Below are 19495 nucleotides of genomic sequence, written 5' to 3'. Positions count from 1 at the left end.
ACCTAAAGAGGAAAAGAGTTGTAGTAACAATAAAAAGAAGAAGCTAGAATTATCCGCCTCTCCTACATATTCCGTTTATTTAACTAGTTACTTCGTATTGGTCTTCACGGTGTTGGGTAGTGGTTTTACATTCACTTTTTACCTCAGCTCCCTTCAAATACATGGTATTGACCTGGAAGAAGGAGGCTATTTTTTATAGGATACAGTTTACGGCCATTGCATATAATCACATATCAACCAAAATTATTACATGATTTCTGATTAATCTTTTTTTCTCTGTTTCTTCCTTTCATTAATCTTTTTTGCTCTACTTTTCTAGTAACAATAATGCATAGCTAAGTCTCTAGTAACAAAAACCATAGGATTCATCTGTGGTTAAAAGGTTTAGTTAATGCTTTATTAGCAAGGTTTATGTCGTTCTGGAGTAATTGTTCTAAATTGTAAGATGGATAATAATTTCTTTCATACATGTAATTAAATACTTTGGCATGTGTATCAATGGCACGGTTTAATTGCTGTTTAAGAACATCTCTAACAGTAGGAGTTGCTGTTTCAGTAATTGCAATAGCATAATTCCTTACTCCTGTTTTAAAAAGGGCCAACAAATCCCCAGCATAGAAAGGGATATTATCTTTACGAAGCTCATCTTCATTTGATCTGGGGGCCAAAGGGTAAAACTCGAGAAGTTCAAGGATATTTGTACTCAAACCCTTTATAGCATGGGTGTACAATTCTTTTAAAGCAGGATCAGTAACTTCTGGGTAAGCTTTCTTTAGCTTCATTAGTCCAATAGATTGAAAAGAAGTCAATTCATGAATTTCCAATGTTTCATGCCAGGCAAGATGATCTGGTGGATGATAATTTTCCATTTTTTCTTCCTCCTTAATACTTCATACACTATTCAAGGAAGAGTATTTGGGACTTTGTCTCGAAGTTATTGGGCTTTAAAGAAACCTTTTATTGTTTAAAATCGGTAATTACTCCATCATTAGAATGACCGTTAACCCCATAGTATCTCGAAGCCATTTTTCTGCTGTCTTCTCATCCATTTCAAATATAACTAGATCAGGTTCATCCATAATTAAGTCATTTACGTTCTTCTCATCAAATAAGTGAATAGATGAATCTAATCCGTCTGATTTTAACAAACCTCTGATACCTTCCAAAAATAAATACTGGCTACCAATGATGGATATCTTCACGCTTCATCCCTCTTCCTAAAAAAAATTCCCCCAGAAAAAAACACAAATGACACACGTGTTTTTGACTGGGGGATTCCCTATGAATATGTAATTTTAATTCTATGATACCAATGATCCGCCTATTTCTCAAGTTTCCCTTTACAATTCAAGGAAATTTTATATCATAAACTATCTTTTCATCAAATTGATTACAGCGAATGAAACGTACCATCCTTGACATAGTTTTTAATATCATACACATAATGCTTGCTTTATTCGTAATAATTCGATAAGTGCTTCCCAGGTTTTGATGAAAAGTCGTCACATTTTTACTCAAAAATTCCTCTGGCCTTAAACCGAGTTCTATTAACACATTTAAATCTGCCACATCAAAAAAAATCGTTCCATGTTCATCTACTAATAATCAGACAAACTCTCAAACTCTTTCAAATCAATATCCAAACAGACTATTAACCGACCACCTGCTAAAGTAGGTGGATTTAGACATAAAGTGTCCGCTACTTAAAGTCGTCCTTTAGACTGAAGTCTTCTTAAGGACCTTATGCTTAAGCATACTAAATAGGACTGAACTCACCCGTAGATTCTAATAATTTTTTTTATTTTGTAATTTAGTTGGTTCTTATTCACAATTTAAGAACAGCTCATCCAAAAAACTGGTTGTGCAAAAGATCAAGGTGAAACAATTCCCTTGGTAAGAGGCCCTCACCAAGGGGATCTGAGTATTAGTTAGATTCACCACTCACTGTTAAAATTTCTCGGAGAAATTACTGCCATCCTATTAACTGGGCAACAATTAGTGTAACCGCCCCAATGGTATACCAGCCAATTAACAACGGAATAACAAAACGAAGCCATTTCGTGTATGGAATTTTAGCAAGGGTTAAAAATGCCAAAAGCATTCCAACTGGATAAATAATATTACTGAATCCATCACCGAACTGGAATGCCAGAACAGCCGTTTGCCTATTAATACCAACAATATCTGCTAACCCGGCCATAATTGGCATCGTAATGACAGCTTGTCCACTTCCTGAACCGACAAGAAAATTAAACAATGCCTGAACGATCATCATCATCACAGCAGAAATATACGCTGGCACCATGCTAACAAGTTCACTTAAACCATAAATAATCGTATCAAGAATTTGTCCATCTTCTAGAACAATCGAAACGGACCTGGCCAAACCAATAACCATGATGGCGATAATGAATCTTTTGAAACCGTCATTAAAAGTTTCGGCAATGGCACTTGGCTTCATACCGTAAATAATACCTAACATAATCCCCATAAATGCATACCAACCACCGAGCTCCAAGAAATACCAGCCCTGTGAAAGAAGTCCCCAAAGCATAACAGCAAATCCGAAAACCATAAATATTACACCGATAATTTCTCTGCCTGTTAATTTATGAGACTCATCTAGACTATCATCCAAAAAGTCCGAATCATATCCATCCTCATATAAATAACTAGTAGAAGGGTCGTGTAAAACTTTACTTGCATATCTGCTCACGTACCATATTCCAAAACCAGTCACAATAATTAGAACAATCAACCTTAATTCAATACCTGAATATAAAGGGAGTTCAGATATGGACTGCGCTATCCCTACAGTTGCAGGAGCAGTTAAAGCTACCGACAACCCCGCTCCCGTACTTACTATGACAGCCGCGAAACCAGTAAATCGGTCAAATCCCATTCTCAACATCAACGGAATGAGTGCAGGAATATATACAAGTGCCATCTCCATTGCTCCCGTCACTGCTGTAAATGTCGTCATGATAATCATAAGTACAGGAATAACGAGCAATTTTTTTGTCCGAAAAATCTTCATAATAAATCGGATCACAAGAGCAAGCAATCCCGTTCTTTGAACAACTGCGAACAAACCACCAATAAAGATACCACCTAAAATCAATTCAGCAGACTTCACCATACCAAATGGTATCGAAAAAATTAAGTCAAAAAACCCAATATTTGGTGTATTTATAAATTCAAATGTCCCAGGCACGACAGCAGTTCTTCCATTCGGAAGCTCTTGTCTTTCATATGCCCCATTAGGGATTAATAATGTAAGTAAAAAGGAAAAAAGTATAAGAGAAAGCATAATAACATATACGTGCGGCATTTTAAATCCAGTTTTTCTGTTTTCTCCTGTACTGTTTGCTCCGTATGATTCAACTTTCTCCTTATGCATTGAGTCCATCTTTTTACCCCCTGAATTTTCATAGAAGCCTTGTCCTTCTAAAGAGTTAATTACAATAATTTATTAACTAGTCAAGAATTTTGAATACAGCATTCACAAAAATTTTCATCCCATGTTGAAATGCATCTTCGTCAACAGTGAATTTCGGATGATGGTGCGGATGGACAATCCCTTTTTTTTCATTACGGGCACCTACCATAAAATACGTACCGGGTGCAACATTTGAAAAATAGGAAAAACTCTCAGCGCCCATCGTCGGCCTCATATGATCTACTGCTTCTTCACCATATTGCTCTACGGCTGTTTCTTCTACTATACTTGTGATATATTCGTCGTTATTTATAGACGGAAAACCATGTACATATTCCAATGTGTATGTTGCACCATGTGCGTCAGTAATTCCTTTAACGATTTGTTCCATTAGTTGTGGTACAGTCTCTCGATACTTTGGATCAAATGACCGGACAATCCCGTTGATTTGCACACTATCAGCAATAACATTTCCAGCCCCTTCGGCAACAAAATTCCCAACCGTTAAGACCACACTATCTAGCGGATCAACTTTACGGGAAATGATTTGCTGAAGATTTGTCACTACCTGGCATGCCACCACAATACTATCCACCGCTTCATGCGGCCTCGCACCGTGACCACCCTTTCCTTTTACAGTCAGCCAGAAGCCGTCTGCGGCAGCTGTCATCGGGCCAGATATTAAACCAAATTTCCCCAAATCAAGCGTTGACACCAGATGAGCACCAATGACGTGATCGACGCCCTCCATGACACCCACTTCCACCATATCTTTCGCTCCACCTGGAAATTTCTCTTCAGCATGCTCGAATAAAAATCGAACTTCGCCATTAATCTCATCTTTTAAACCAGACAAAACTTTTGCCGTACCAAGAAGCATTGCAGTATGACCATCGTGACCACACGCGTGCATAACTCCAGGTTTTTCTGAAACAAAATCAAATGTATTTTCTTCATGAATCGGTAATGCGTCAATATCACCGCGAATAGCGATGGTTTTACCTGCTGAATTTCCAATTAATCGTCCAACGACACTCGTTTTTGTAGGACGGATTACTTCAATGTTCCCGAAGGACTGAAGCGTGTCATAGATATATTGCGACGTTTCAAATTCTTCCATAGATAATTCCGGATTACGATGGAAATGTCGTCTCCAATCAATCACTTCTTGCTCAACCTTTTCCACTTCCTGATTTACTCTTGCTGTGTCCATTAATATACCTCCCCTAAAAAGTAAATGTCTCCCGTTACAAGAACAGGATGCTACAACTATTCCAATAAAATTTATCTGCTCACTGTTTCACTATTTCTTTTTGATGAACCAATTCTCCACTTATGTAAGTCTCTTCTACCTGAACTTGACCAATATCCTCTGGTTTCATGTGAAGAATATCTTGATCTAGTACGATAAAATCTGCATGGAAGCCTGGTGCAAGTTGTCCAACATCAGGAATTCTTGTAATCTCTTGTGCTGCTCGTGTATATAGTGTAATAGCTGTCGATACATCTACTTTTTCATCTTGACCTGTATCCGTCCCGTCATAAGCTATCCGTGTAACCGCAGCTTGAATTCCAATAAATGGATTTACTGGATCCGCCCACGCTGTTGCAGGTGCATCAGAAGAGAACGCTACCTTTATTCCTGCATTTAACATGGTCTGCACAGGATATGCTTGTTTCGTTCGTATCGTTCCAAGATTTTGAAGGTAGCTCTCAATTTCTGCAAATAGAAAGATGGGTTGTGGAACAAAGGCAATACCTGTTTCAGCCGCACGTTTAATGGCTTTTTTAGTAGGCATCGCAGCATGCTCAATCCTAATAGAAGGTGCATCTTTTAACCAGCCTTTTTTGTTATAGAATGTATCAACAATTAAATCAATAGCCTGCTCTCCCATTGCGTGAACAACCAATTGTATATTGTTTTGTTTCGCCCCCTCAGCCGCAGCCAATAAATCAGTCTCAGAAGTCGTAGGGATTCCATAATTTTCTTTTCCACCTACAAATGGCGGGTTCACCCACGCAGTTTGGCCTGAAACACTCCCGTCAGAGAATACCTTCACGCCCCCAATATGAACCGCTTTTTCTCTATTCGTTTTTTGTTTACTCAAACTAGGCTGTTCCTTTATATCATCCCAATTATAGTAAAGAACTGTACGTTGCTTTAACCCTTTCTCTCTGGCTTCATTATACATATCCAAATAATCAACTGGTTCCTTCCTTGCCAAAAGATCTGTTATGGACGTAATCCCATGGACAGAAAGTTTCGGACTAAGTTCAGCAAGAGAAATTGCACTCTCCTCGATTGATTGCTCTGGTAAGATGGCATGAATTAAATCTCTCGCACTTTCTCGTAAAATACCCGTTGGTTCACCGTTTGAGTCTTTGTCAATATTACCGCCTGGTGGATCCTGAGTGTCCTTATCGATACCTGCCAATTTTAACGCTAGACTATTCACCGCAATAATATGACCGCATGTTCGGGTTACAATTACTGGAGCATCCGTGGTGGCTCGATCTAAATCAACCCTTGTTGGTGCCCTTTTCTCAGTCAATTTCCCTTCATCATACCCCCAACTTTCAATCCACTCTCCCGTACTTTGAGATTCTTGCCTTTTGCGGATTTCTAAAACTAAATCTTGAATTGAGTAAACAATTGGCGGCGTACACGCAATCTGCTTCGATGCATTAGCTAGATATAACGGATGTAAATGAGCATCTATAAAACCTGGCAGTACTCTGCGACCTTGTAGATCTATACTATGACTAACTAACTCCTCTTCTAAATCTTTCTTTTCACCAATCCCAATCCAAGTAACTCTCCCCTCTCGCACCACCATGGCGTTGGCATATGGCATCATAGGATTTGATGTGAAAATCTGTCCATTGTAAAAAATACGTGTATCTTTCATAATCTCATTCCTCCTATAACAATACCGATGTATTGTTTCTTCTTGGCTGCATTAAGTAAAAAACTAAACTTCTTTTGTGTAACAAATCCTTAAATGATGATGTTCTTCTAAACACCTTCCCATTAAAAAATTTATTCCTTAATGTTATAAAGTGCAATTTCCGTGCCAAATTAATTTTTCAGTTTATTAATCTATAAAAAAGAGGTGAAATTCCTTACTGAAAAGGGTTTTTATATACCATTTAAAAATAAAAATTTTATATTATTTCGAATATTCAGGTGTCAATTGAATAATAAAAAAAGAAAGAGGGGGAAAATTTCCCCCTCTTTCGTAAAAATATTTTTACCTTAAATGATATTTATCCATTTTATACTTTAAAGATTGTTTAGAAATACCTAAACGTCGTGCACTTTCTGCTATTTTTCCTCCTGTAGTACTTAGTATATTAATGCCTGTTAATTTATGGAGACTCATCTAGACTATCATCCAAAAAGTCCGAATCATATTCATCCTCATATATATAACTAGTAGAAGGGTCATGTAAAACTTTACTTGCATATCTGCTCACGTACCATATTCCAAAACTAGTCACAATAATTGGACCAGTCAACCTTAATTCAATACCTGAATATTATGGAAGTTCAGATATGGACTGTGCTATCCCCACAGTAGCAGGAGCCGTCAAGGCTACCGATAGACACCCCCGCTCCGTGCACTACATTTTAACAAAATGCCTTATAAGATAGGCCATTATAGCCTATCATTAATTTTCTATGAATAATTCAGGCTACATATTGTATGAAAATCCATAATTATATTTGCAAATTATGTATAAATGCTATTAGTCATTTCTACGATATGAAAGAAAAAAATAGCCCTAAAAACTCAATACTTTAAGTTTTTTAGGACTACTAATAATTTTCGAACACATCCAAATATCAAGGATCTGTGCTACCTATTATAGTTAATCTAAATTAGTTTTTTTCTTATAGTGATTCGTAAAGTAATCTGTTGTAATTTCTTTTACTTTTCCGCTTAATAAAATAACAGCAATCATATTAGGAATTACAATTAAGGCTAACAAGATATCTAATAATGACCAAATTAATATGAGGCTGCTCATAGACCCAAATAAGATAGCACCAATAAAAATGTAGCGAAAAATAACTGATGCATTGTATCCAAATAAGTATTCCGCTTGTTTTTCCCCAGCATATACAACCATTAATATTGTTGTAAAAGCGAAGAAGAAGATGGCAACAGTGATAATAATACCAGCTAAGTCACTACCAAATACGGATGACATGGCTGCGGCTGTCATACCAGCCGCTTCATTTACTTCTATTACTTGCCAAACATCAGTCGTTAGAATGACTAGTGCAGTTATTGTAGAAATAATGATTGTGTCAACAAATACTTCAAAAACTCCCCAAAATCCTTGTTTTGCAGGATGTTTTATTTTAGCTCCTGCATGAAAGATGGCCGCACTACCCATACCAGCTTCATTAGAATATAATCCTCTTGCTACCCCGTTACGAATTGCCGCAGCAATTGCAGCTCCAGCAAAACCACCAGCAGCAGAGATCGGTGTAAACGCATATTTAAAGATTAATGCAAAAGCCTCTGGAATTACAGTGATATTAACAATAAGAACGATTAGTGAAGCTACAATATAAAGTACTACCATGATTGGAATTACCTTTTCAGCAAAGTTTCCTATCGATTTAAGTCCACCAAACATAACCAAAGCAATTAGTACACTTACAACTATTCCTGTAATAATGCCTGGGACTTCGAAAGAACCACTGATTGCCCCTGCAAGAGAGTTAGCTTGAGCAGAGGTACTTCCAAATACAACCAAGAGTTGGACACAAGCAAAAAGTATCGCCATCCATTTCCAGCCAAGACCTTTGTCAATGTAATACATTGGCCCCCCAACGTATTCCCCTCTTTTATTTTTGGTTCGATACATCATACCTAAAACAACTTCGGAGTATTTTGTTGCCATTCCTATCAAAGCTACCATCCACATCCAAAAAATTGCACCTGGTCCACCTAAAGCAATCGCAACTGGAACCCCCACAATATTTGCTGCGCCAACTGTTGAGGCAAGTGATCCTGCCAGAGCCTGGAATGCAGTGATCGTTCCTTCTCCTTCTGATTTTTTAAACATCTTTCCAAATGTTGATTTCATAATATGTGGGAAGTAACGGAATTGAAAGAACCCTAGTTTAAAGGTTAAAAAGATACCACCACCAACCAGTAATATCATTAAAGGTACCGATGATAATTTAGTAATATTTCCTACTATTTCCATAAATGTATCCATATGAACATTCTCCTTCTATTTTATTGTTAACCAACCATTCACAATATTATATTAAGATTTTACTTGCTCATTTTGATAAACCAATTCCCCACCAATATACGTCTCGTCCACTTGAACCTGGACAATTTCAATTGAATCCATTTGTAGAATATCTTGATCAAGTACGACGAAGTCTGCATAGTAGCCTGGTTTAAGTTGTCCAATATTCGGTATTCTTGTTATTTCTTGAGCTACACGGGTGTGAAGCTCAATGGCAGTGGTTATATCAATCCGTTCGTCCTGCCCTGTGTCCGTTCCGTCATACGCTATTCGATTCACTGCTAAATGTAATCCAACATATGGATTTATGGGGTCAACCAATGCAGTTGCAGGTGCATCAGATGAGATAGCGACCTTGAGACCAGCTTCTAGCATTGTTTTAATTGGGTATGCTTTCTTTGTTCTCTCTACACCGAGGTTTTTTAAATAGCTTTCAATTTCAGCATATAGGAAGATTGGTTGTGGAACAAAAGCAATCCCCGCCTCAGCTGATCGTTTAAGTGTTTGTTCGGAGGGTAAAGTTGCATGTTCTATGCGAATCGATGGCCCATCTTCTATCCAAGGTTTATGCTGATAAAGTGTATCTACAACGAAATCAATCGCTTGATCCCCCATAGCATGTACGATCAATTGGACACTATTTTCCTTTGCAGATTCCACAGCTGTTAGTAATTCATCTTCAAAACAGGTTTGAATTCCATAATCGTCATTTCCTCCTACAAATGGTTCCTTTACCCATGCGGTGTGGCCAGAAACACTACCATCAGCGATTAGTTTAATCCCACCAATATGGTTCTGATTTTCTCTGTTCTTCTGTTCTTCTGTAAAGGTAGGTGCATCAGTTATATCCTCCCAGATATAATACAAAGCAGTACGGTGTTTATAACCTTTCTCTTTTGCTTTATCATACATTGTTAAATAATCTAAGGGTTGTGTTCTAGCATAAAGTTCTGTAACAGCCGTTATTCCATAAGAAAATAATTTAGGACTTAACTCGACAAGTAAATCTGCAGATTCTTCTAATTCCTTCTTTGGTATTTTGCTTAATACTAAATTTCGCGCAGTTTCTTGCAGAATACCAGTTGGTTCCCCATTTTCATCTTTATCAATTTTCCCACCTTTTGGATCTGGCGTGTCTTTTGTAATTCCCGCAATTTCTAATGCCTTGCTATTTACTGAAATAATATGTCCACATGTTCGGGTTGCAACAACAGGAACCTCTGTCGAAGCTTCGTCTAAATCATTACGCAGTGGTGCTCTTTTTTCTGCTAATTTCCCTTCATCATATCCCCAGGATTCTATCCATTCATCTTTTTCTTGAGAGGCAATACGTTCTCGAATCTTATCTATAAATTCCTTTATTGAATTCACAACTGGAGGTAAACATGGTACTTGCTTTGTCACCATTGCAGTAAAATACGGATGCATATGGGCGTCAATCAATCCGGGGATTACTCTTTTCCCATGGAGGTCTACAACTGATTTTCCTTCTGTATCCAATTCAGATTGATCACCAATCCATACAATTTTCCCCTGAGAAACGGCCATTGCATTTGCATAGGGCTGTTCCGGATTAGATGTGAAAATTCCCCCATTAAAGAAAGCGCATTCATATAATTCATTCATACTAATTACCCCTTCCTATTAATAATTCAGTAATATATTTCACCTCTACTTTAGTACTAGCAAATATCATACCAATTTTTGAATAGTATTAAATATTTACACTTAAACACTAATCTAAAAGCTTTCATTTACTATTTTCTTAGCTTAATACTCTTCTATAATACCCGGCAATGATTTGATAGAGCTTTTGACGAAGCAAGTTCATATTTGAATGAACATAGTGAAGTCTGTCGTCATTATTTTTAAAATACACTACCTTTTAACAAAATACCTTATGAGATAGGCGATTGTAGCCTATCATTAATTTTCTATAAATAATTCAGGCAAGTAGGGTAATGGGTATAGGTCTAAAGATTGTAGGGAAAAAGCTCTTGCCCTTCAGCACTTTATAGTTATACCTCCATGGGGGGCGGGAACTTGTTGATATACCACTCTCATAAAAGTTAGTTTAATAACCTTACTGTATTTAGTGAAGTTGGAAACTTAAACTTTAGTAACAACTTCACTTAACACTAATTCGTCTCTACACATGCATGATGCAAAAATCTCTCTATTCGATTTAGCGCTTCTTCTAACTGCTCTATTGAAGCGGCATATGAAATCCTAAAAAATCCTTCTCCAAAAGATGAAAATGAATCCCCAGGTACAACAGCCACTCTCCCCTCTTTAAGAAGCCTCATCGTGAAAGTAAACGAATCTTTAAAAGCAGCTGGAACCTTTGGGAATATATAAAAAGAAGCTTCAGGTTTTTCTGTTTCTAAACCCATTTCTATTAAGCGGTTATATACGAGATCACGCCTTTTCTTATATTCAACATTCATCGGCTCTGCATCACTACGTCCGTACTTCAATGCTTGAATGGCAGCGTATTGACTCGTGATTGGTGCACAGACAACTGTAAATAAATGGATTTTTTCCAATTGCTTCGTTAAAAAGGCCGGGGCCAGTGTATACCCAATTCTCCAACCAGTCATCGAATGGGATTTGGATAAGCCGTTGATGACAACCGTTTTATCTCGCATTCCTTCCATTGAAGCAAAAGAAACATGCTTATGATTATACGTATTCTCACTATAAATCTCATCACTAATGACATATAAATCCTGTGTCTGAATCCAATCAGTCAATACTTTTATTTCTTCTCCCGTTAAAGTCACTCCAGTAGGATTGGATGGATAATTAAACACAATCGCTTTTGTTTTGTTTGTAACAGCTATTTTCAATTGATCTAGCGAAGGCTTAAAATGATTAGATGAAGTATCTATTAAAACAGGTGTAGCGCCATTTAATTTAATCAACGGCATATATCCTGAATAAACAGGGGCAAATAAAATGACTTCATCTCCCTCTTCAAGAATCGTTCTAAATGTAATATCAAGAGCTTCACTAGCACCAATCGTAACAGTAATCTCATCCTCAGCTCGATAAAACAAGTTATAGCGATCTTCAAAATAAGATTGAATCTCTTGGCGGAGTGACAACAATCCAGAATTAACAGAGTAGCCATTCTCATTGGCCATGATGGATGAAACCGCAGCGTCCTTAATATGTTCTGGTGTAGAAAAGTCTGGCTGACCTACTGTTAGGTTAATCGCATCAGGATAATAGATTAACTGATTGTATACCTTTCGAATTCCAGATGATTCTATATTCAAAACACGCGAATTTAGTGAACGTCCCATATCTATATCAACCTCTCGTGTGAAAATTTGTTATTAAAAATAGAATGCTAGTTAAATAAAGGCAGTCTATATCCTACTACACTACTCTTAAACGAATTTATTGCATTAGACCTGGCAACCATGTTGATAATATTGGAACAAAGGTGATGACAAGCAAGCAAATAATCAACGATAACAAAAAGGGCATGATTCCCCTCGTAATCTTTTCTACTTTAATTCCACTTACACTCGAGGCGACATATAGGTTTGCACCAAGCGGAGGAGTAATAAAGCCAATCGCTAAATTTGCGACCATAATGACGCCAAAATGCATAGGATCTATTCCGACTGCTGTAACAATAGGTAGTAAAATAGGTGTTAATACAACCAAGGCAGATATTGTATCGAAGAACATCCCGACAATGAGCAATAAAACGTTTATTATTAATAAAATCACGATCGGGCTGTTAGATAATCCCATAATAAATGAAGCAATCGTACCCGGGATTTGTTCAACTATCATAATATAAGACATTGTAATCGAGAAACTTATAATGATCATCGTGATCGTGTTTATAATAACCGTTTGTTTGAAACAATCGTATAAATCGGTTAAAGACAATTCTTTATGTACAAATAACCCTATAATCAATGAGTAAACAACTGCAACAACTGCGGCTTCAGTTGGAGAGAAAACTCCCCCGTAAATTCCACCTAAGATAATAACTGGAATAAGCAATGCCCATTTTGCATCATAGAGAGCTTTTAACACTTCTTTAAAAGTTAAATTAATCACTTTCTCAGGTTTATAATCTTTTTTCTTAGCGATAAAATAAGAAACAACCATTAATCCTATCCCTAAAATCACCCCTGGAATGATGCCCGCTAGAAACATCCCTCCAACCGATACGCCTCCGATAACACCGTAGATGACAAATGGGATACTTGGTGGAATAAGAACTCCAATGGAACCTGCCGCAGCCGTAAGAGCTCCTGCAAATCCCTCATTATATCCTTTTTCACGCATAGTAGGTATCATAAAAGAACCAATTGCTGCGACTGTCGCTGGACCAGATCCTGAAATAGCTGCAAAAAACATACAGGCTAAAACGGTCACCATCGCTAGTCCACCAACCATCCACCCTACTAGAATCGTAGCTAGATTCAGTAGCCGCTGAGATACCCCAGCCTTTCCCATTAATAAACCAGCTAGCATAAAGAATGGAATCGCTAATAGAGGAAAGGAATCTAGTGCGCTAAATGCTTTTTGAGCGATAATCGTTAATGGCAACGTTGTCGTGAAATACATCGTCAACAGGGTAGCCGCTCCAATTGATGCAACAATCGGTATCCCCAATAGAAGGAACAAAAATAATGAAGCAAAAAGAATTGTGACCGTCAAATTGATCGCCTCCCTTAACTTGGTTCAGGTTTAGATGGCCTCCATAAGAGCCACAGTTGTTCTATTAATCGAAGCACCATTCCAATACTACCAAGAGGAATAGCTAAAAAGACAATCCACATTGGTACCTGCATAGCTGGTGTTACTTGACCAAAATTGATACTCCCAAGTACAATTTGGCTTCCTGTAACCGCAAGGAATACAGCAAGAACAAACCAGACAATAACCGAAACCGTTTCTATTATTTTTTGCTGAAAGGAATTGAGTAAATTGACAAATGCTTCAATTCGTAGATGACGTCTAAGTTTTATCGCATAACTTGCTCCTATCCAAACTTGCCAAATGTGGATATACCTGGCAAGCTCTTCTGTCCAGCTCGGAGAAGTTTGAAAAACATAACGCCCAACTACTTGACCAAAAATTAGGATGACCATTACGATCAAGGTTAGTATTAAGAGAAATTCTTCTAGGTACAAAACTTTTTTCTTCATTATAGTTTGATTTCTCCTTTCTTAGGGGGGGAGCGAGCTCGTATCACTGTCAATAGATTCATAGAGTGACCATGGGGTGAGGTATACTTGTTCACAAACAATCTTTATTGAATCGAGTGGTGAAATTTATAAGTGAATCCCGCATACCTTTTCTTCACTTGGTTGGATGCGGACTCGACTACTTTCCTCTTTATTCGTTAGCTTCAAGTGCTTTATTTATTAAGTCTTCTCCAATTTCAGGTGTATACTTTTCATAAACAGACTCTGCCTTTTCTCTAAATAAATCCTTTTGTTCTTCCGTTAACTCATTCACTTTGATCCCTGTCTCTTTGAGCTTCTTGAAATATTCCGTCTCTTCTTCAGCTGCGAGCTTACGGTGTTCTATTTTTAAATTTTGGGCTTCTTCCATTATGATCGTTTGAAAGTCTTCTGGCATACTGTTAAAAAGGTCATTATTCATGAGCATGAGACCAGGTGCATAAACGTGACCACTTAACGTTAGATAATCTTGAACTTCATAAAACTTACTGAAGTAAATTAAAGCAATCGGATTTTCCATTGCATCATATGTTCCTTGCTGTAGTGCCGTATAAAGCTCCCCATACGCAAAAGGTGATGCATTAGCTCCAAAATCATTAAATGTACTTGTATGAAGAGGGTTCTCGAGAGTACGGAATTTTAGACCTTTTAAATCATCAGGACTCTCAATCGGGCCTTTGTTATTTGTCATATGGCGAAAACCATTTTCTGCAAAAGCAAGTCCTTTGATCGAGTTGCTTTCAAGGTCTTCTAATAATAATTGGCCAAGCTCTCCATCTATAGCTTTATGAGCTGCTTCACGATCCTTAAATAAAAACGGAAGATCAAAAACCATAAACTTACTGTTAAATGAAGCAACAGGAGCAGCCGCTACAAGCGTCATTTCAAGGTTCCCCAATTGAACAGCTTCTATTGCTTCACGATCCGAACCATAGAGCTGACCGTTAGGATATAACTCTATTTCAATTTGACCGTCCGTTCTTTCCTCAACATTCTTCTTAAATAACTCTGCAGCGACATGACCAGATGCCTCTTCCTGTATGACATGAGAAACGTTTAACTTATACTTTTTATCCCCATCTCCTGAACCCGAACTATTGGACTCTGACACCGAGTCACCACCAGAAGGTCTCCCACAGGCACTGATCACTAAAACGATTAACAACATCATGACTCCTAAGTATTTTTTCATCTAAAATTCCCCCTTCTTTCTGCTTGTTATTTATTTGTTACTCAATAAAGAATATTCTAAGACTTACACTTTCTTTGAAAAAACATTCCCTGCCTGAAATGTTTTCATTGCAATGTAGCCTTACCCCTAATGTGCTTCAAATGAATACTAGTTTGTGGCTTATTGTATTATTTCAACACACTATCCCTTCTCATAAGCCAACTCTCCCCCTAAATACGTATGCACTACTTCAGTTTGATCAATATGTTCCGGATTCATTTCTAAGATATCTTAATCAAGAACAATAAAGTCAGCGTGATATTGAGGAGCTAACTGTCCAATACCTGGAATTCAAGTCATTGCTTGAGCTGAGAGCTGATCGAGTATAAAGTGAAATAGCAGTACCGACATCAGTCCTGACCAGTATCTGTCCCATCATGGGCAATACGTGTCACAGCTGCCTTTATCCCAACAAATGGATTAACCAGATCACTGGAGCCATCCGTGGTGGCTCGATCTAAATCTACCCTTGTTGGTGCCCTTTTCTCAGTCATTTCTCTTCATCATACCCCCAACCTTCAATCTACTCTTCCGTACTTTGAGATTCTTGCCTTTTGCGGATTTCTAAAACTAAATCTTGAATTGAGTAAACAATTGGCGGCGTACACGCAATCTGCTTCGATGCATTAGCTAGATATAACGGATGTAAATGAGCATCTATAAAACCTGGCAGTACTCTGCGACCTTGTAAATCTATACTATGACTAACTAACTCCTCTTCTAAATCTTTCTTTTCACCAATCCCAATCCAAGTAACTCTTCCCTCTAGCACCACCATGGCGTTGGCGTATGGCATCTAAAAAATACGTGTATCTTTCATAATCTCATTCCTCCTATAACAATACCGATGTATTGTTTCTTCTTGGCTGCATTAAAACTAAACTGCTTTTGTGTAAAATCCTTAAATGATGATGTTCTTCTAAACACCTTCCCTTTAAAAAATTTATTCCTTAATGTTATAAATTGCAATTTCCGTGCCAAAATTTAGTATAAATTAAATTTTCAGTTTATTAACCTATAAAAAAGAGGGAATTCCTTACTTCAAAGAGTTTATATATTTTTTATTTTTAAAAAATTATTTCGAATATTCAGGGTCAATTGGACCATATAAAAGAGAAGGAGGGGGAAATTTTCCCCCTCCTTCGTAAAAATATTTTTACCTTAAATGATATTTATCCATTTTATACTTTAAAGATTGTTTAGAAATACCTAAACGTCGTGCACTTTCTGCTATTTTTCCTCCTGTACTTAGTATATTAACGATAATCTCTTTTTCGTATCCATCTACCGCGTCTTTCAAAGAATTTATGTTGACATTCTTCCGCTGAACTGTCGTCTTCCCAGTAAATTCTACGATCCTTCTAGGGACATCATTGATTGTGATTTGATTTGACGAAACATGATTATAAGCCATTTCAATCGCATTTTTCAGTTCTCTAACGTTCCCTGGCCAATGATATCTTTTAAAACTATCTAAAACCTCCCGATCGATATTCGCAATGACTATATTCATATTATTGTTATAAAAATTTATAAAACTCTCAACAAGTACCTCAATATCTTCCATTCGCTCGGTTAAGTTTGGTAAGTCAATCTGTACAACACCAAGTCTATAAAATAAGTCTTCTCTTAGTCTTTTATCATCGAGCAAGGTATTAGGCTCTTCATTGGTTGCCGAAATGATTCTTATGTCTAGACTGAGACTTTCCTTGCCACCTATTCTTCTGATTGCCTTCTCCTCAATAACTTTCAAAAGTTTTGCTTGAAGATAAATATCTAAGGAATTAATCTCATCTAGAAATAACGTTCCTCCATTTGCTTGTTCAAATAAACCTGGCATATCTTCCGAACCAGTAAAGCTCCCCTTCATCGTTCCAAACAACGTACTTTCCATTAAGCTGGCAGGAATTGCACTGCAATTTAACGAAATAAATGGCTTTGCATATCTGTCACTCAAATTATGTATTGCCTGAGCTACAACTTCTTTTCCAGTCCCGGTTCGCCCATTAATTAAAACCGTTGAATTCGTTTTAGCAATATTGTTAATCTTTTTTTTAATCGCTTCCATCGTTTCGTTGACGGTTATGATATCGTCTATTGTAAAAATCGTATTGTTTTTTCTAAATAATTTATGTCCTGCAAGTTTATCTAAGGATTGAATGTTTTCTTTTGCAAATAGGCGACTCGAAAATTCGATCGCTCCAACAATCTTATCGTTTTCTTTAATCGGGTATGTGGAACTTTGAGAAATAATCTTATTTCCATCATTCGTAAGCATGTCTTGCCTGACATTGCATTGAGCAGTTCCAGTCGCCAAGACATTCATCACTGTACTATTTTCATCAGTAAAGTGTTTATAAAATGCCTTCACATTTTTCCCTAAAAACTCTTCAGGTCTTATACCGAGTTCTTTTAACACGTTTAAATCCCCTACATCATAAAAGATAATTATTCCATTTTTATCTGCTACTAAGATATGATCAAAATCAGCTAGGTTTTCAAATTTTTTCAAATCAAAATCAATATTCAACATGACCCACTCCTATCCAAAATCAGAATACCATACTTTAACGATCGCATCACCTAATCATTTTGGAACATTAATGTATTACGGATGAGGAATTTCAAGTTCACAAAAAAATAGAAACTATATCCCACTGGTATAGTTTCTATTTAATCATTTATAAATACACTCATGAAATGAACCACTGGACGATCGTGCCTGTTTTCGCAAACTTTATTGTTTTTGTTGAAAGCCTCGGAGAAGCGAAGGGTGGCGGCTCCAGTGGGAAAACCAACAACCGGTCTTTCTGCGACGAGCAAACGAAGTGACGGAAGATTAGCTGAAAACCCCGCAGGAAGGTGTTACCCGGCGGCAAAGAAAAGACAGCTAAACCGACTGATAGGAAGATTTTGCTGATGTTGCACTTGTGCTTGTGGTGAAAGCGTCCGCCTGTAGTAAATTCAAGTGCCCTCATATCCATTTATAAGAAAACCCTCTTAGAAAACACCCTTTTATAAAACGATCCTAGTACATTTCTGAAACGGTTTTAGCTTGCATATGAAGGGCTAAATAATCTGGTCCGCCGGCTTTCGAATCTGTACCTGACATTTTGAATCCACCAAACGGATGATACCCTACGATTGCCCCAGTACAATTTCGATTGAAATAAAGGTTTCCTACATGAAAGTCTTGTTTTGCCTGTTCAATATGAGCACGATTCTTTGTAATGACTGCCCCAGTAAGACCATATTCTGTATTATTCGCAATTTCAATCGCATGATTAAAGTCTGTTGCTTTACTTAATGCAACAACTGGACCAAATATTTCTTCCTGCATAATCTTAGCCTTAGGATCTACATCTGCAAAGACAGTCGGCTGAATAAAAAAGCCTTTAGAACTATCTCCTTCTCCTCCTGCCAAGAGACGACCTTCCTCTTTGCCAGTGTCAATATAGCTCATGATTTTATTATAAGCTTTTTCATCTACGACAGGTCCCATATACATTTCCCTAGAATTTGGCTCCCCCACAGTTAGTTCCTTGGTTAACGTGACAACTTTGTCTAACACCTCATCATAAACATCTTGGTGAATGACGGCACGGGATCCTGCTGAACATTTTTGTCCAGAAAACCCGAAGGCAGATGCGACAATCGAATCTGCAGCTAGATCTAAATCTGCCTCGCTATCAACAACAACAGTATCTTTTCCACCCATTTCAACGATGACCCGTTTCAAATGATTCTGACCTTCTTGAACAATCGCTGCTCGTTCATATAAGCGGACACCGACATCACGAGATCCTGTAAATGTAATTAAGCTAGTTTTCGGATGGTCAACTAAGTAATCGCCTACTTCTGCCCCACTTCCTGGAATGAAGTTTACAACACCTTTTGGAAGACCTGCCTCTTCGAGAATTTCTACAAACTTGTAGGCAACCACAGGTGTTGTACTTGCAGGTTTTAATAGCACTGTATTTCCTGTTACGACCGGTGCTATAGTAGTTCCAGCCATAATCGCTAAGGCGAAATTCCACGGTGAGATGGTCACACAAACACCAGTTGGCGTATAAATATATCGATTTTGTTCGCCGACACGACTAGTAATCTCCTTGCCGTTTTTTAACTCAATCATTTGGCGTGCATAATATTCGAGAAAATCAATCGCTTCAGCCGTATCTGCATCGGCATCTTTCCAAGGCTTTCCTGCTTCTTTTACGAGCCATGCTGAAAATTCATGCTTTCGACGACGAATAATGGCGGCCGCACGAACAAGGATGTTCGCTCTTTCTTCTGCATTGACATTTCTCCAAGTTTGAAATGTCTGAT

The 19495-nt window shown here is 37.6% G+C and carries 17 protein-coding genes; 1 reads left to right on the top strand and 16 read right to left on the bottom strand.

Annotated features, from left to right (window positions below; genetic code table 11):
• Positions 1–365 precede the first annotated feature (365 nt).
• From ACHABW_RS15955 to ACHABW_RS15885, 15 genes are all read right to left on the bottom strand, one after another.
• The gene (locus tag ACHABW_RS15955) at positions 366–869 is read right to left on the bottom strand and encodes a spore coat protein (protein ID WP_435756597.1); all 504 of its coding nucleotides are present in this window, start codon (positions 867–869) and stop codon (positions 366–368) included.
• Positions 870–977: 108 nt separating this feature from the next.
• Complete coding sequence (locus ACHABW_RS15950; protein WP_435756595.1) at positions 978–1202, bottom strand: hypothetical protein; 225 nt, start codon at positions 1200–1202, stop codon at positions 978–980.
• Between the two features lie 764 nt (positions 1203–1966).
• Positions 1967–3409 (bottom strand): YfcC family protein, encoded by a 1443-nt coding sequence (locus ACHABW_RS15945; protein WP_435756593.1) that lies wholly within the window; start codon positions 3407–3409, stop codon positions 1967–1969.
• 67 nt (positions 3410–3476) lie between these two features.
• Positions 3477–4652, bottom strand: a complete 1176-nt coding sequence (locus ACHABW_RS15940; RefSeq protein WP_435756591.1) for an amidohydrolase — start codon at positions 4650–4652, stop codon at positions 3477–3479.
• Between the two features lie 79 nt (positions 4653–4731).
• The gene (locus ACHABW_RS15935) at positions 4732–6348 is read right to left on the bottom strand and encodes an amidohydrolase (RefSeq protein WP_435756589.1); all 1617 of its coding nucleotides are present in this window, start codon (positions 6346–6348) and stop codon (positions 4732–4734) included.
• A gap of 342 nt (positions 6349–6690) precedes the next feature.
• Positions 6691–6822, bottom strand: coding sequence for a helix-turn-helix domain-containing protein (locus tag ACHABW_RS15930; protein WP_435756587.1), 132 nt, complete (start codon positions 6820–6822; stop codon positions 6691–6693).
• Between the two features lie 490 nt (positions 6823–7312).
• The gene (locus ACHABW_RS15925; protein WP_435756585.1) at positions 7313–8677 is read right to left on the bottom strand and encodes an alanine/glycine:cation symporter family protein; all 1365 of its coding nucleotides are present in this window, start codon (positions 8675–8677) and stop codon (positions 7313–7315) included.
• A gap of 51 nt (positions 8678–8728) precedes the next feature.
• Positions 8729–10342 carry an amidohydrolase gene (locus ACHABW_RS15920; RefSeq protein WP_435756583.1) on the bottom strand — a complete coding sequence of 538 codons (1614 nt, stop codon included), beginning with the start codon at positions 10340–10342 and terminating at the stop codon, positions 8729–8731.
• A 512-nt stretch (positions 10343–10854) separates the two neighbouring features.
• On the bottom strand, positions 10855–12024 hold the full coding sequence (locus ACHABW_RS15915; protein WP_435756581.1) for an aminotransferase class I/II-fold pyridoxal phosphate-dependent enzyme: 1170 nt from the start codon (positions 12022–12024) through the stop codon (positions 10855–10857).
• Positions 12025–12121: 97 nt separating this feature from the next.
• Positions 12122–13405 (bottom strand): TRAP transporter large permease, encoded by a 1284-nt coding sequence (locus ACHABW_RS15910; protein WP_435756579.1) that lies wholly within the window; start codon positions 13403–13405, stop codon positions 12122–12124.
• 14 nt (positions 13406–13419) lie between these two features.
• Entirely contained in the window at positions 13420–13896 is a 477-nt protein-coding gene (locus tag ACHABW_RS15905) for a TRAP transporter small permease (RefSeq protein WP_435756577.1), read from the bottom strand.
• A gap of 190 nt (positions 13897–14086) precedes the next feature.
• Positions 14087–15127 (bottom strand): DctP family TRAP transporter solute-binding subunit, encoded by a 1041-nt coding sequence (locus ACHABW_RS15900; RefSeq protein ID WP_435756575.1) that lies wholly within the window; start codon positions 15125–15127, stop codon positions 14087–14089.
• A 389-nt stretch (positions 15128–15516) separates the two neighbouring features.
• On the bottom strand, positions 15517–15660 hold the full coding sequence (locus ACHABW_RS15895) for a hypothetical protein (RefSeq protein WP_435756573.1): 144 nt from the start codon (positions 15658–15660) through the stop codon (positions 15517–15519).
• Positions 15661–15689: 29 nt separating this feature from the next.
• Entirely contained in the window at positions 15690–15962 is a 273-nt protein-coding gene (locus ACHABW_RS15890; protein ID WP_435756571.1) for a hypothetical protein, read from the bottom strand.
• Between the two features lie 360 nt (positions 15963–16322).
• Positions 16323–17699, bottom strand: a complete 1377-nt coding sequence (locus ACHABW_RS15885; RefSeq protein ID WP_435756569.1) for a sigma-54 interaction domain-containing protein — start codon at positions 17697–17699, stop codon at positions 16323–16325.
• A gap of 252 nt (positions 17700–17951) precedes the next feature.
• On the opposite strand from ACHABW_RS15885, the gene ACHABW_RS15880 reads away from it, so the two are divergent.
• Positions 17952–18086: a hypothetical protein gene (locus ACHABW_RS15880; RefSeq protein ID WP_435756567.1), complete on the top strand. Its 135-nt coding sequence runs from the start codon at positions 17952–17954 to the stop codon at positions 18084–18086.
• 108 nt (positions 18087–18194) lie between these two features.
• Here the strand turns inward: ACHABW_RS15880 and pruA are convergent.
• A partial coding sequence (pruA, locus tag ACHABW_RS15875; protein WP_435756565.1) for an L-glutamate gamma-semialdehyde dehydrogenase occupies positions 18195–19495 on the bottom strand: 1301 nt, incomplete at its 5' end.

It is taken from the genome of Salipaludibacillus sp. CF4.18 (assembly GCF_051262595.1).
GTDB classification, from domain to species: domain Bacteria; phylum Bacillota; class Bacilli; order Bacillales; family Salisediminibacteriaceae; genus Salipaludibacillus; species Salipaludibacillus neizhouensis.
The sequence above is the reverse complement of the archived record's forward strand: the minus strand, read 5'-3'. Positions and strand labels throughout refer to the sequence as shown.